The 13,423-nt window shown below is 68.3% G+C and carries 14 protein-coding genes; 2 read left to right on the top strand and 12 right to left on the bottom strand.

Annotation, left to right across the window (positions count from 1 at the left end):
• Positions 1 to 10: 10 nt before the first annotated feature.
• From atpA to prmC, 10 genes are all read right to left on the bottom strand, one after another.
• Positions 11 to 1,654 carry a F0F1 ATP synthase subunit alpha gene (atpA, locus tag DTO57_RS12330; RefSeq protein ID WP_114118531.1) on the bottom strand — a complete coding sequence of 548 codons (1,644 nt, stop codon included), beginning with the start codon at positions 1,652 to 1,654 and terminating at the stop codon, positions 11 to 13.
• A gap of 53 nt (positions 1,655 to 1,707) precedes the next feature.
• Entirely contained in the window at positions 1,708 to 2,490 is a 783-nt protein-coding gene (locus DTO57_RS12325) for a F0F1 ATP synthase subunit delta (RefSeq protein ID WP_114118530.1), read from the bottom strand.
• Positions 2,490 to 3,041: a F0F1 ATP synthase subunit B gene (locus DTO57_RS12320; RefSeq protein ID WP_114118529.1), complete on the bottom strand. Its 552-nt coding sequence runs from the start codon at positions 3,039 to 3,041 to the stop codon at positions 2,490 to 2,492. The genes DTO57_RS12325 and DTO57_RS12320 overlap by 1 nt, the downstream gene beginning before the upstream one ends.
• Before the next feature lie 32 nt (positions 3,042 to 3,073).
• On the bottom strand, positions 3,074 to 3,319 hold the full coding sequence (gene atpE, locus DTO57_RS12315; RefSeq protein WP_114118528.1) for an ATP synthase F0 subunit C: 246 nt from the start codon (positions 3,317 to 3,319) through the stop codon (positions 3,074 to 3,076).
• A gap of 47 nt (positions 3,320 to 3,366) precedes the next feature.
• On the bottom strand, positions 3,367 to 4,140 hold the full coding sequence (gene atpB, locus DTO57_RS12310) for a F0F1 ATP synthase subunit A (protein ID WP_114118527.1): 774 nt from the start codon (positions 4,138 to 4,140) through the stop codon (positions 3,367 to 3,369).
• A gap of 195 nt (positions 4,141 to 4,335) precedes the next feature.
• The gene (locus DTO57_RS12305; RefSeq protein WP_114118526.1) at positions 4,336 to 4,764 is read right to left on the bottom strand and encodes a Cg1360 family ATP-synthase-associated protein; all 429 of its coding nucleotides are present in this window, start codon (positions 4,762 to 4,764) and stop codon (positions 4,336 to 4,338) included.
• A gap of 98 nt (positions 4,765 to 4,862) precedes the next feature.
• Entirely contained in the window at positions 4,863 to 5,294 is a 432-nt protein-coding gene (locus DTO57_RS12300) for a hypothetical protein (RefSeq protein WP_114118525.1), read from the bottom strand.
• Entirely contained in the window at positions 5,294 to 6,463 is a 1,170-nt protein-coding gene (locus DTO57_RS12295; protein ID WP_114118524.1) for an MraY family glycosyltransferase, read from the bottom strand. Before DTO57_RS12295 ends, DTO57_RS12300 begins: the two co-directional genes overlap by 1 nt.
• Positions 6,460 to 7,146 carry an L-threonylcarbamoyladenylate synthase gene (locus DTO57_RS12290; protein ID WP_114118523.1) on the bottom strand — a complete coding sequence of 229 codons (687 nt, stop codon included), beginning with the start codon at positions 7,144 to 7,146 and terminating at the stop codon, positions 6,460 to 6,462. The genes DTO57_RS12295 and DTO57_RS12290 overlap by 4 nt, the downstream gene beginning before the upstream one ends.
• Before the next feature lie 45 nt (positions 7,147 to 7,191).
• On the bottom strand, positions 7,192 to 8,073 hold the full coding sequence (prmC, locus tag DTO57_RS12285; RefSeq protein WP_114118522.1) for a peptide chain release factor N(5)-glutamine methyltransferase: 882 nt from the start codon (positions 8,071 to 8,073) through the stop codon (positions 7,192 to 7,194).
• Positions 8,074 to 8,214: 141 nt separating this feature from the next.
• Here prmC and cysK point away from each other — a divergent pair, with 141 nt between their 5' ends.
• Entirely contained in the window at positions 8,215 to 9,150 is a 936-nt protein-coding gene (gene cysK, locus DTO57_RS12280) for a cysteine synthase A (RefSeq protein WP_114118521.1), read from the top strand.
• A 74-nt stretch (positions 9,151 to 9,224) separates the two neighbouring features.
• The gene (gene epsC / locus DTO57_RS12275; RefSeq protein ID WP_114118520.1) at positions 9,225 to 9,788 is read left to right on the top strand and encodes a serine O-acetyltransferase EpsC; all 564 of its coding nucleotides are present in this window, start codon (positions 9,225 to 9,227) and stop codon (positions 9,786 to 9,788) included.
• A 757-nt stretch (positions 9,789 to 10,545) separates the two neighbouring features.
• Here the strand turns inward: epsC and DTO57_RS12270 are convergent.
• Complete coding sequence (locus DTO57_RS12270; protein WP_114118519.1) at positions 10,546 to 12,270, bottom strand: amidase; 1,725 nt, start codon at positions 12,268 to 12,270, stop codon at positions 10,546 to 10,548.
• Between the two features lie 7 nt (positions 12,271 to 12,277).
• Complete coding sequence (prfA, locus tag DTO57_RS12265) at positions 12,278 to 13,420, bottom strand: peptide chain release factor 1 (RefSeq protein ID WP_114118518.1); 1,143 nt, start codon at positions 13,418 to 13,420, stop codon at positions 12,278 to 12,280.
• Between the last annotated feature and the right edge of the window lie 3 nt (positions 13,421 to 13,423).

The raw sequence follows: 13,423 nt of genomic DNA, 5'->3' as shown, positions 1-13,423 counted from the left end.
CCTCAGGGGATTAGGCCTTACGGCCCTTGACGATCTGCTCCTGGCCGATCTCTTCGTGCTGAGCCGCGGCGTGCTCTTCGTGACCCGGCGCACCGATTCCCTGGCCCGAGCCCTGCTGGAACTCGAGGATGAAGGTGTCGACGGCCTTCTCCATGTCGGCGAGCACGTCGTCCTCGAGCTTGCCCGACGAGGCGAGGCGGTCGAGAACGTCGGTGTTGCGGCGCACGTAGTCGAGAAGCTCGCGCTCGAAGCGGAGGACGTCCTCCACCTCGATCGTGTCGAGCTTGCCGTTCGTACCGGCCCAGATCGACACGACCTGCTCCTCAGCCGAGTACGGGGAGTACTGCGGCTGCTTGAGCAGCTCGGTCAGGCGGGCACCGCGGTCGAGCTGACGACGCGAGGCCGCGTCGAGGTCCGACGCGAACATGGCGAACGCCTCGAGCGAACGGTACTGGGCGAGCTCGAGCTTCAACGTACCCGAGACCTTCTTGACGTGCTTCTGCTGCGCGTCGCCACCCACTCGCGAGACCGAGATACCCACGTCAACGGCGGGGCGCTGGTTCGCGTTGAACAGGTCGGACTGCAGGAAGATCTGGCCGTCGGTGATCGAGATCACGTTGGTCGGAACGTAGGCCGAGACGTCGTTCGCCTTGGTCTCGATGATGGGCAGACCCGTCATCGAACCGGCGCCGAGCTCGTCCGACAGCTTCGCGCAACGCTCGAGCAGACGCGAGTGCAGGTAGAAGACGTCACCCGGGTAGGCCTCGCGCCCCGGCGGACGACGAAGGAGAAGCGACACGGCGCGGTAGGCCTCTGCCTGCTTGGTCAGGTCATCGAACACGATGAGGACGTGCTTGCCCTGGTACATCCAGTGCTGGCCGATGGCCGAACCGGTGTACGGAGCGAGGTACTTGAAGCCGGCCGGGTCCGAGGCGGGAGCGGCGACGATCGTCGTGTACTCCATGGCACCAGCGTCTTCGAGCGCGCCCTTGACGTTCGCGATCGTCGAGCCCTTCTGGCCGACGGCGACGTAGATGCAGCGAACCTGCTTGTTGACGTCGCCCGACTCCCAGTTGGCCTTCTGGTTGATGATCGCGTCGATCGCGATCGCCGTCTTGCCGGTCTGGCGGTCACCAATGATGAGCTGGCGCTGACCGCGACCCACGGGGATCATCGAGTCGATCGCCTTGATGCCGGTCTGCAGCGGCTCGTGCACGCTCTTGCGGTGCATAACGCCAGCGGCCTGGAGCTCGAGCTCGCGCTCGCCCTCGATGCCGGTGATCTCGCCGAGGCCGTCGATGGGGTTACCGAGCGTGTCGACGACGCGACCGAGGTAGCCCTCGCCGACCGGAACCGAGAGGACCTTGCCGGTGCGGGTGACCTGCTGGCCCTCCTCGACGCCCGAGAACTCGCCGAGAACGACGGCGCCGATCTCGTGCTCGTCCAGGTTCTGGGCGAGGCCCAGGGTGCCATCCTCGAAGCGGATAAGCTCGTTCGCCATCACGCCCGGGAGACCCGAGACGTGAGCGATGCCGTCGGCCGCGTCGGTGACGGTGCCGACCTCGCTCGCGCCAGAACCGGTGGGCTCGTAGGCGGAGACGAAGTCCTTCAGCGCGTCACGGATGACGTCGGGGCTGATGGTGATGTCTGCCATTGTCTTCCTTCGTTGTGCGGGCCAGTGGGCCCGGGGGCTTCCTTCCGGAAGCGTTAGCCTGCGAGCCTCGACCGGAGGTCGGTGAGGCGGGTCGAGATGCTGCCGTCGATGACATCGTCGGCGATCTGCACGCGGATGCCGCCGACGATCGAGCGGTCGATGACCTCGTTGATCGAGACGGCGGTGCCGTAGGTGCGGGACAGCGAGTCAGCGAGACGCTGGCGCTGCGCGTCGGTGAGCGCGGTAGCCGTGTGCACGGTCGCCACTCCGCGTCCCCGCTGAGCGGCGACGACCTGGATGGCGTCCTGCAGCGCGGCGCGGACGCGACGTCCGCGGGGCTGCTCGGCGATCGAACCGGCGATGAGGAGCGTGCCAGCCGACACGGAGGATCCGAGGATCTTCTCGAGCAGCTCGCTCTTCTTCGACGGCTCACCGAGGCGTGAACCGAGCGAAAGCTCGAGCTCCGGGTTCTCCGCGATGATGCGGATGACCTGGAACAGCTCGCCCTCGACGCCGGCCTGGTCGGCCTTCGCGACCGCACGGATCGCGAGCGTCTCGATGCCATCGACGAGGTCGTCTGCCGACGACCAGCGCTGTGCGGCGATCGTGCCGAGGAGGTTCAGTGCCTCCGGCGACAGTGCTCCGAAGACACGACCCACGAGCGCCTGACGCGCCGCCGGGTCGGCCGACTGATCAGCGAGCGCGCCGCTCAGAGCAGCGGATCCGCCCGCGGCACGAGCGGCGGCGAAAAGCTCGCGCGCCGTGTCGAGGGTGACCGTCGCAGTCGTGAGTGCCTCGGCACTCGCCGCGAGAGCCTGAGTGGTCGCGCTACCCATTACTGGGCCGCCTTCTCAGACGCCTCGAGGTCGGCGAGGAAGCGGTCTACGACGGCCTGGGCCTTCGCGTCTTCGCTCATCGTTTCGCCGATCACGTTGCCCGCGAGGTCAAGTGCGATGGATCCGACATCCTGGCGGAGCGAGATCATCGCGGCCTGACGCTCGGCCTCGATCTGAGTCTGTGCCGACACCGTGATGCGCTCGGCCTCAGCCTGAGCGTTCGCGCGTGCCTCATCGACGATCTTCTTACCGTCGACGCGGGCACCCTCACGGATCTCGCCGGCCTCGCGACGCGCATCAGCGAGCTGCTGCGTGTACTCGGCCAGCGCGGCTTCTGCCTGACGCTGCGCTTCGTCTGCCTTTTCGATGTTGCCCTCGATGGCCGCCGAGCGGGCATCGAGCACCTTGTTGAGGCGCGGGATAGCGACTGCGATAACCACAATCGCGATGATGACGAAGCAGACCGCGGACCAGATGATGTCGTACGTTGCGGGAATCAGCGGGTTGTGCGCTTCTTCCTCAGCAGCGACAGTGACAAGAGCGTTCAGCATCCTGTCTCCTTATCTGTGAAGCGGTGGGTGAATTAGGCGCCGGTCGTACCGAAGATGAAGGGCGTCGCGATGCCGATGAAGGCAAGGATCTCGATGAAGGCGACACCGATGAACATCAGGGTCTGGAGGCGGCCAGCAAGCTCAGGCTGGCGAGCCGTCGACTCGATGGTCTTGCCGACCACGATGCCCAGACCGATGGCCGGGCCGATCGCTGCGAGGCCGTAGCCGATGGTCGCGATGTTGCCGGAGATTTCCGCGAGAACCGTCGTAGCGTCCACTGGGGGTTTCCTTTCATAGGGCGAATAGCCGGTCGGCTATCCGTCAGTCAGTGCTCGTCTGCAACCGCGAGCTGGATGTAGACCGCGGTGAGGACCATGAAAACGTACGCCTGGAGGAAGGCGACGAAGATTTCGAACAGGGTGAAGGCGAAGCCGAGTGCCAGCGTGAACGGCGACAGGATCGTCAGCGCGTTGAAGCTCAGCAGGAAGAACTGCGTCGCGCTGAAGAACAGCACGAGCATCAGGTGGCCGACCATCATGTTCAGCAGGAGTCGCAGCGTGAGCGACACGGGGCGGAACACGAAGGTCGAGATCAGCTCGATGACCGAGATGATCGGGACGAGGTATCCGGGAACGCCGCCGGGAACCAGCGAGTTCTTCATGAAGCGGCCGAAGCCGTGCTTGCGGATACCGGCGTAAATGAAGCCGACGTAGGCGACAACCGCGAAGAGCAGCGGCGTACCGATGACGCTGGTGCCCTGGATGTTCAGGCCCGGGATGATTCCCATGAGGTTGAAGAACAGAACGCCGAAGAAGATCACCGTCAGCAACGGGACGAACTTCTTGCCTTCCTTCTCGCCGATGACCTGCGTGGCCTGGCTGCGGACGAAACCGAAGCCGAATTCGACGACCTGCTGGAAGCGCCCGGGGATCACCTTGAGGTTGCGGGTACCGAGCACCAGGAACAACACGAGCAGCACGGTCGCGATGACCTGGATCATGTTGATTCGAGTGAACTCGAACGGGGTGCCCTCAAAGAAAAGCGCGTCCGGGAAGAAGTCGCTAATCGACGGCGGGTGGAACTCGACCTCATCGGCCATCGGTGCGATTATGCTCGCCTGAGTCAACGCGTGGCTCCTGCTTCTCGCGCAGGAACATGCCTGCGGGTTGTGCGGTGGGAGTGGGCAACTACTTCAGACCAGCGCTTCACCGTGCCGGGACCCTCAGCAGAACCGTACCTAGCCTATCAAAAAGTTGGGAGTGGTTTTGACGCGCTGTAGAAATGACCGCTGTGGTCAGACCTCAGCGTCGTCGTCGCCCGGCAGCGAGATGTCGCTGACGGCCGGGATTCGCATCTTCGCGATGACCGCGATGTCGACGACGATCGAGCCGATCGCTGTTGCCAGCAGGGCGCCGTAGAGCACCCCGGGCACGATCCAGTCGAGGCCGAAGACGATCTTGAGCGCGATGATGAAGGCGATGATCTTCACGAGGAACACGCCCATGAACACGCCGAAGAAAATCGTCAGGTAGTTCGGCGTTCCGAAGAATTGGTTCGCGAAGAGGATCGTCGCGGCCGTCAGCGCCGGGAAGAGGAACCCGATCACGGTGCCGAGCACCGCGCTCCACAGGCCGGCGGATCCGCCGACGATGACGCCGATCACGCCCGTTACGACGAGCACGGCCCCGCTCATGATCGCGCTCCAGATGAGCACGTTGCGCATGATGGGGTTACTCGAAACGGGTGAGGGGGCCACTGTGGTCTCCAGACATCGCGGATGCGGCGCGGAATATGCGCCTCAACGAGGGTAGCGGGCCGAGCTTAGGAAGACTCCCGGGCCAAGCGCTCGTCGGCGGGGCTGCGGATCCCGTTCGCGACGAACACGTCGATCGCGAGCGAGACGAGCGCGGTCGCGAGGAGCGCGCCGTACGCCGCTCCCCCGACGACCTCGACGACGTCGAGGAGGATCAGCAGGGCGACGAAGAAGAGCGCGACCTTCAGGACGAAACCGACCAGAAAACCGAAGAACACCCGCGCGGCGTAGGGGGCGGATCCGTACCCGCGATCGGGGACCGCGATCGCGAGCACCGTGAGGATCGGGAACACGAGGCCGGCGCCGGCGGCGACGGCCGCGCTGCCGAGCCCCGGGAGGCCCGCGACGAAGAAGGCGGCCAGGCACGCGACGAGCGACGCGCCCGTCCAGGCGAGCGCGCTCGTCGCGACGGTGCGGAGCACGACCGGGTTGCGGAACATCAGGATCCCTTCACCGCTTCGGGCACCGAGCGCGGCGGCTTCGCGGGGACGATCGCGAGGACCAGGCACGCGGCGAAGCCGATGACGCCGTAGGCGACCGCGATCCAGTACTCACCGAACCAGTGCCGGCCGAACCAGTCCTGGCCCGTGAAGATGTACATCATGAGCATCGTGAGCGAGGCGATCGCGCTCAGCGCGTAGAACACGAGCACCGCCTGGCGCACCGTGTGCCCGCGGTCGATCATGCGGTGGTGCAGGTGCTCGCGATCGGGCGAGAACGGCGACTTTCCGCGGGATGTGCGCCGGATGATCGCCATGCCGAAGTCGGCGAGCGGCAGCCCCACCACGATGAGCGGCAGCAGGATCGGGATGAGCGTACCGATGATCTGCGAGCGGCCCGTCAGATCCTGATCGAGCGCCGCCGGGGGCAGCTGCCCCGTGATCGCGATCGCGCTCGTCGCCATGAGGAGGCCCACGACGAGGGCGCCCGTGTCGCCCATGAACATGCGGGCGGGGTTCCAGTTGATCGGGAGGAAGCCCGCGCACGCGCCGACGAGCACGACCGCGAGGAACGTGCCGAGGTTCGCGTAGCTCGTCGCACCCGCGTCGCGCACCAGCAGGTACGAGTAGATGAAGAACACGCCGTTGGCGATGAGGCAGACGCCCGCGACCAGGCCGTCGAGGCCGTCGATAAAGTTGACGGCGTTCATGACGACGACGATCGCGAACATCGTGAGGCAGATGCTCATGCCGCTCGAGAAGAGCGTGATGCCGTTGATCGGCAGGGCATAGATCTGCACGCCGCCGCCGACCGCGATGATCGCGGCGGCGATGAACTGTGCGCCGAGCTTCAGGAACCAGTCGAGATCCCAGATGTCGTCGGCGAGGCCGACGAAGGCGATCAGCAGCGTCGCCGCGAGAACCGACCACACGACGCGGGGCTCGGCCCAGAAGATGTCGAAGAACCCGACGAACCTCGACAGCAACAGCACCGCGACGATGCCGAGGAGCATCGCCACACCGCCGAGGCGCGGGGTCGGCCGCGTGTGCACGTCGCGCTCGCGAACGGCCGGGTACCACTTGAAGCGCAACGCGACGCGCCACACCACGAACGAGAATCCGCACGTGATGAGGGCCGTGATGAGCGCCGTCAGGAGATAGAGCTTCACTGAGGCGGATCCTCGCCCGCGTCTTCCTCCAGCAGGTCGCCGAGCACCTCGCGGAGCTCGTCGCGCGTGATCGCGCCGTCGCGGAGGACGCGCACGATCCGCTCGCCGCGGCCGGCGAGCCCCGTCGCGTCGATGATCGTCGAGGCGATGCCCGTCGAGACGGGTCCGTCGTCGAGGAAGACCCCGACGCGCTCGCCCAGCATCGAAGACGCCGACATCGCGTCGATCGCGGCGGGCTGGCCCGTGAGGTTCGCGCTCGACACCGCGAGCGGGCCGGTCTCGGCCAGAAGCTCGAGCATGATGGCGTTGTTGGGCTGGCGCACCGCGACGGTGCCCTTCGTCTCGCCCAGGTCCCACGTCAGCGAGGGTTGCGCGGGCAGAACGATCGTGAGCCCGCCGGGCCAGAAGCGCTCGACGAGCGCCGTGACCTCCTCGGGAACCTGCTCCACGAGCGCGTGCAGCGCTTCGGTGGATCCGACGAGAACGGGCGGCGGCTGCTGCCGCGAGCGCCCCTTCGCCTCGAGAAGCCGTTTCACGGCCGCCGGGCTGAAGGCGTCGGCCGCGACGCCGTAGACGGTATCGGTCGGCGCAACGATGACCTCGCCGCGGGCGATCGCCTGGCGTGCGGCGCGCATACCGGCGAGCATCTGCTCGCGGTCGCTGCAATCGTAGGTACGTCCCATCACGCCCTCGATTCTACGGATGTGTCGCTGTGCATCACGGAAGGATCACGGCCGGATCGCGGTCGTCGCGCGGTCGCGACCTGTGAGATCCGGGTGCGTGGCGGATCCGAGCCAGCCGTCGGCCGCGAGGATTTCGCGGATCGGCGCGCCCTGCCACTCGCCGTGCTCGAGCACGATCGTGCCGCCCGGGCGCGCGAGATCGAGGCCGACGCGGCTGATGATGCGCACGACATCGAGCCCGTCGGCGCCGCCATAGAGCGCGAGGGCGGGGTCGTGGAGGCGCACCTCCTCGTCGCGCGGGATCGCGTCGTCCGGAACGTACGGCGGGTTCGAGGCGACGACGGCCACGCGGCCCTGAAGGTCGCCGAAGGCGGTGGCGAGGTCGCCGTGGCGCAGGTCGACATGCGGGGCGATCGCCTCGACGTTGCGACGCGTCCACGCGATCGCCTCATCGGACTTCTCGACGGCGTACACCCTCGCGTGGGGCACCTCGGTCGCCATCGCGAGCGCGATCGCGCCGGATCCGGTGCCGAGGTCGACCGCGATCGGATCCGGCTCCGCGGCGTTCGCGAGCGCGTCGATCGCGAACTGCGCGACGATCTCCGTCTCGGGGCGCGGGACGAAGACGCCGGGGCCGACCGCGAGGGTCATGTGCCTGAACGGCGCGGATCCGGTGATGTGCTGGAGCGGCTCGCGCAGCGCGCGCCGCGAGACGAGGCCGCGGAAGCGCTCGTGCTCGTCGGCGCTGAGCGCGTCGCCGCGGATGATGCCGGCGTGCACCTCTCCCCTGCTGACCTCCGGACCGATCGTCCAGGCGAGCAGCAGCTCCGCGTCGACCACCGGATCCGGAACCCCCGCACCGGCGAGCACGTCGGCCGCGCCTCGGAGGGCGTCGCGGAGGGGGATGCGGGCTGGATTCGTCGTCACGAGACTCGACTCTATGGGGCATCTCCGTGAAACCGTCCGTCATACTCGGCACCCGCGCCCACAAATCGCCCTAGAGTGACTCTCAGGTTCGGCGACGTACCCGCTCGGCCGCTTACTCCACCCTGTCGAAAGGCGCCTTCCATGGCTGGAATCCACAACGACATCTCGAGCACGTTCGGCAAGACGCCGCTCGTCCGCCTCAACCGCGTCACGGACGGCGCCGAGGCGACCGTTCTCGCGAAGCTCGAGTTCTTCAACCCCGGCTCGTCGGTCAAGGACCGCATCGGTGTCGCGATCGTCAACGCCGCAGAAGAGTCGGGCGCGCTGCCCGCCGGCGGCACGATCGTCGAGGGCACCTCGGGCAACACGGGCATCGCGCTTGCCCTCGTGGGCGCCGCCCGCGGTTACAAGGTCATCCTGACGATGCCGTCGTCGATGTCGAACGAGCGCAAGGTGCTGCTGCGCGCCTTCGGCGCCGAGCTGGTGCTCACGGATCCCGCGAAGGGCATGAACGGCGCCGTCGAAGAGGCGAAGCGCATCGTGGCCGAGACCCCCGGCGCCGTGCTCGCGAGCCAGTTCGCGAACCAGGCCAACGTCAAGGTCCACCGCGAGACGACGGCCGAGGAGATCCTCGCCGACACCGACGGCAAGGTCGACATCTTCGTCGCCGGCATCGGCACGGGCGGCACCATCTCGGGTGTCGGCCAGGTGCTGAAGGAGCGCGTGCCCGGCGTGCAGGTCATCGCCGTCGAGCCCGCCGACTCGCCCATCCTCACCGAGGGCAAGGCCGGCCCCCACAAGATCCAGGGCCTCGGCGCGAACTTCATCCCCGAGATCCTCGACCGCGAGGTCTACGACGAGGTCATCGACGTGCAGCTCGACGACTCCGTCGCGACCGCCCGCGACCTCGCCGCGAAGGAGGGCGTGCTCGCCGGAATCTCGTCGGGTGCCGCCGTCTGGGCCGCCGTTCAGGTCGCCAAGCGCCCCGAGAACGCCGGCAAGACCATCGTCGTCGTCGTGCCCGACACGGGCGAGCGCTACGTCTCGACGCTGCTCTGGGAGGGCTACGGCGAGTAATCGCTCACGCTTTCACAGAGGTGCCGGTCGTCATATTGCGACCGGCACCTCTGGCGTTGGGTAAGTTTTAACATATGGGTTTAGGTATCCGTGAAGACATCGTCGCCGCTCGCCGACGCGACCCCGCCGCTCGCGGATCCGTCGAAATCGGCCTGCTCTATCCCGGCCTCCACGCGATCTGGACCCATCGCATCTCGCACGCCCTGTGGATCCGCGGGCTGCGCTTCCCCGCCCGCGCGCTCTCGCAGATCGCGCGCTGGGCGACGGGCATCGAGATCCACCCCGGCGCGACGATCGGCCGCCGCTTCTTCATCGACCACGGCATGGGCGTCGTCATCGGCGAGACCGCCGAGGTCGGCGACGACGTGATGCTCTACCACCAGGTCACCCTCGGCGGCGTCTCGCTCAACCACGGCAAGCGCCACCCGACCCTCGAAGACGGCGTCGTTGTCGGATCCGGGGCGAAGGTGCTCGGGCCCGTCACCATCGGGGCGCGGAGCGCCGTCGGCGCGAACGCCGTCGTCACGAAGGACGCCCCGGCGGACAGCATCCTCGTGGGCATCCCCGCCACGGCGCGCCCCCGCAAGGTCAAGGACGACGTCGCGGCCGTGCTCACGACGCCTGACTATCAGATCTAGCGCGGGCCTCGCGCGGGCCGAGATTCTGACGATCGCCCCAGATTCTGACGATCATCGCGAAAACGCTGATTCTCGAGCGATCGTCAGAATCTCGGCACGCCTGCCGCCCCGCCCGCTTCGCTACGGCCACCGCACATCACCACAGGCAAGCACCCGCAGTGCTCCTCTGCCCTGCGCCGAGATTCTGACGATCGCTTGAGACTCTGACGATTATCGCGAGAACGCCCAATCTCACGCGATCATCAGAATCTCAGCACGCGCATGCGACCGCGAAGCGGAGCGGGCGGGGATCCGCCGCGAGCTGGCTCGGGGCTGGCGGGCGAAGCCGCGCAGCGGCGGAGCGGGAGGCGAGCCGCGGATCCCCGCCCGCGAAGCGCCCCACGCGAGGGCAGACAGCCACCCCACCCGCGCCGAGATTCTGACGATCGCTCCAGATTCTGACGATTATCGCAATAACGGCTAATCTCGCCCCATCGTCAGAATCTCAGCACGCGCATGCGACCGCGAAGCGGAGCGGGCGGGGATCCGCCGCGAGCTGGCTCGGGACTGGCGGGCGAAGCCGCGCAGCGGCGGAGCGGGAGGCGAGCCGCGGATCCCCGCCCGCGCAGCGGCCCTAGAGCCGTTGACATACGGATCCGCGAAGCGCCTCACACAGGGCAGGCTCCGCAGCGCCGAGATTCTGACGATCGCTCCAGATTCTGACGATTATCGCGAAAACGCCCAATCTCGCGCGATTGTCAGAATCTCAGCACCGCGCTTAGAAGCCCGGAGGGTACGGCAGCGCGCCGCGCGCGGCCTCGAGTTGGAGGGCGAGCTGCAGGATCCGGGCCTCGCCGCCGGGGCGTCCGACGAGCTGGACGCTCCACGGGCGCTCGCCCGCGGGCGCGGGCACGGGGATCGTGATGGCCGGGAGCCCAGAGACGTTCACGAAGCTCGTGTGGGGCGCGTATTGGCACTGGCGCGCGAAGTTTTCCATCGGGGTGGTGCCGTCGGCGGTCCAGCCGATCGCCTGCGGATCCATCGCGAGCGCGGGCGTGAGCACCGCGTCGAAGGGGGCGAGGGCCGCGATGGTCTCGCTCTCGAATTGGCCGGCGGCCTGGTATCCGCCGAGGGCCTCGTATGCGCTCATCGAACGCCCCTCGCGCACCATCCACGCGGTGAACGGCTCGAGCAGGTCGTCGAGGTCGGCGTCCGCGACGGGCAGGCGCGCCGCGGACGCACGCCAGATGGTCGTGAAGAGTTCGGGGTATCCGCGGGGGTGCCAGTCGGCGTCGGTCACGTCGTGGCCGTTGCCGGTGAGCGCCCGCGCGGCCCACTCCCATGCGTCGCGGGCACGCGGATCGAGGGTCGTATCGGTCCAGCCGTCCCACGGGGTAACGAGGGTGACGCCGATGCGCAGGCGCCCCGGATCCTCCAGCAGCGCCCGCGAGAACGGCCCCGCGGATGCAAGAAACGAGGCCGCGCGCGGATCCCGCGAAGCATCGCCCGCCCCCACCGCACCCACAAACCGCGCGTCTCGGTCGGCATCGCCCGCAGTCGCACCGCCCCGCCCCGCATCGCCCGCAACCGCGCCAGCCTCTCCCACAAAACGCGCGTCTCGCCCAGCGTCGCCCGCAACCGCCCCCGCCGCGCCCACAAACCGCGCGTCTCGCCCAGCGTCACCCGCGACCGCGCCGGCCTCCCCCGCCGCGCCCGTGGCAGAACAGCTCCGGTGCTCCGCCAACGCACCGCGCCCGCCGTGGCCCACGGACGCGCGGTGCGGATCCGGGGCCGCGGTCGCGTGCACGCGCGGGGCGGATCCCACGAGCGCGTCGAGCACATAGGCCGCGTCGGCGACGGTGCGGGTGATCGGGCCCGCGGTCGCGAGGCCGCCTGGCGAACCCAGGCCGTTCGAGAACGGGAGGCGCCCGCGGGCGGGTTTCAGCCCCACGACGCCGACGGTCGCGGAGGGGATCCGGATGGATCCGCCCGCGTCGGAAGCGGTCGTCGCGGGGAGCATGCCGGTCGCGACCGCGATCGCCGCTCCCCCGCTGGATCCGCCGGCGCCCGTGGCGGGATCCCACGGGTTCCGCGCGGGGACGCCCGCGGCGGGCTCCGTGTACCCCGTCATGCCGAACTCGGGGGTCGAGGTCTTGCCGAGGCTCACGGATCCGAGGCGGTCGAGGGCGGCGGCGAGCGGATCCGAGACGTCGGGCACGTAGTCGCGGAATGCGGCGGATCCGTACCGGGTGGGGACGCCGGCGCGGGCGACGAGGTCCTTATCGGCCATCGGCACGCCCCACAGCGGCTGCCCCTCGAGGGGCGCGGATCCGAGGGCCGCCGCCTGTGCGAGGGCCCGCTCGCGCGTGACCTCCACGAAGGCCCCGAGATCGCCCTGCTCCTCGATCCGGTCGAGGAAGTGCCCCGCAACCTCGGCGGGAGACACCTCCCCCGCCCGCAGCGACAACACAAGCTCCACCAACGTCACGCGCGAAAGATCCACCCCTCCATCATGCCGAGTGGGTCGCCAAAAAATGCCGCCTGCAACGGAGTTGCGGGGGGCATTGTTTGGGACCCAACAAAACGCCCCGGGGTTGGGGGGGGGAGGGCGCGTCGGCCGTGATGCAGCTCTCGACGACGGGCTCGAGGGCGCCGTCGAGCACCTGATCGAGGTTGTAGGCCTTGTAGCCCGTGCGGTGATCAGCGATGCGGTTCTCGGGGAAGTTGTACGTGCGGATGCGCTCCGAACGGTCCATACCCCGGATCTGGCTCTTGCGCGCGTCGGAGGCCGCCGCGGCGATCTCCTCCTGCTGCTTCGCGAGCAGTCGGGCGCGCAGCACGCGCATCGCCGCGTCGCGGTTCTGCAGCTGCGACTTCTCGTTCTGCATCGACACGACGATTCCCGACGGGAGGTGCGTGATGCGCACCGCCGAGTCGGTAGTGTTGACCGACTGTCCGCCGGGGCCGCTCGAGCGGTACACGTCGATCTTCAGGTCGTTCTGATCGATCTGCACCTCTTCAGGCGCGTCGACCTCGGGGAAGACGAGCACGCCCGTCGTCGAGGTGTGGATGCGCCCCTGCGACTCGGTCGCCGGCACGCGCTGCACGCGGTGCACGCCACCCTCGTACTTCAGGTGGGCCCAGACGCCCTGCGCGGGGTCGTTCGAGGATCCCTTGAACGCGACCTGCACGTTCTTGTACCCGCCAAGATCCGACGCGTCGGACTCGATGATCTCGGTCTTCCAGCCCTGATGCGCGGCGTATTGCGAGTACATGCGCAGCAGGTCGGCAGCGAACAGCGCACTCTCCGCGCCGCCCTCACCGGCCTTGATCTCCATGATGACGTCGCGGGCGTCGTCCGGATCCCGGGGGATCAGCAGGCGGCGCAGGCGCTCCTGGCTCTCGGCGAGGTGCTCCTCGAGGGCCGGGATCTCCTCAGCGAAGGCGTCGTCCTCGCTCGCGAGCTCGCGGGCGGCGGCGAGGTCCTCCCCCGCCTGCGTCCACTCCTCGTGGGCGCGGACGATGCGGGCGAGCTCGGCGAAACGACGGTTCACGCGCTTGGCGCGCGCGGCGTCGGCGTGCACGGCCGGGTCCGAGAGTTCCTCCTGGACCCGGGCGTGCTCGTCAATCAGAGACTGGACAGACTCGAACACGCG

The sequence above is a fragment of the Microbacterium sorbitolivorans genome, assembly GCF_003327285.1.
In the GTDB taxonomy this organism is placed as follows: Bacteria; Actinomycetota; Actinomycetes; order Actinomycetales; family Microbacteriaceae; genus Microbacterium; species Microbacterium sorbitolivorans.
Note: the sequence above shows the minus strand (reverse complement) of the source record. Positions and strands in the feature narration are given on the sequence as shown.

Excerpts from the sequence above, each read along its gene's own strand:
- DTO57_RS12300 (WP_114118525.1), bottom strand. The coding sequence starts at position 5,294 with ATGTTCCGCAACCCGGTCGTGCTCCGCACCGTCGCGACGAGCGCGCTC.
- DTO57_RS12325 (WP_114118530.1), bottom strand. The coding sequence starts at position 2,490 with ATGGGTAGCGCGACCACTCAGGCTCTCGCGGCGAGTGCCGAGGCACTC.
- DTO57_RS12290 (WP_114118523.1), bottom strand. The coding sequence starts at position 7,146 with ATGGGACGTACCTACGATTGCAGCGACCGCGAGCAGATGCTCGCCGGT.
- DTO57_RS12320 (WP_114118529.1), bottom strand. The coding sequence starts at position 3,041 with ATGCTGAACGCTCTTGTCACTGTCGCTGCTGAGGAAGAAGCGCACAAC.
- DTO57_RS12305 (WP_114118526.1), bottom strand. The coding sequence starts at position 4,764 with ATGCGCAACGTGCTCATCTGGAGCGCGATCATGAGCGGGGCCGTGCTC.
- cysK (WP_114118521.1), top strand. The coding sequence starts at position 8,215 with ATGGCTGGAATCCACAACGACATCTCGAGCACGTTCGGCAAGACGCCG.
- atpB (WP_114118527.1), bottom strand. The coding sequence starts at position 4,140 with ATGGCCGATGAGGTCGAGTTCCACCCGCCGTCGATTAGCGACTTCTTC.
- epsC (WP_114118520.1), top strand. The coding sequence starts at position 9,225 with ATGGGTTTAGGTATCCGTGAAGACATCGTCGCCGCTCGCCGACGCGAC.
- atpA (WP_114118531.1), bottom strand. The coding sequence starts at position 1,654 with ATGGCAGACATCACCATCAGCCCCGACGTCATCCGTGACGCGCTGAAG.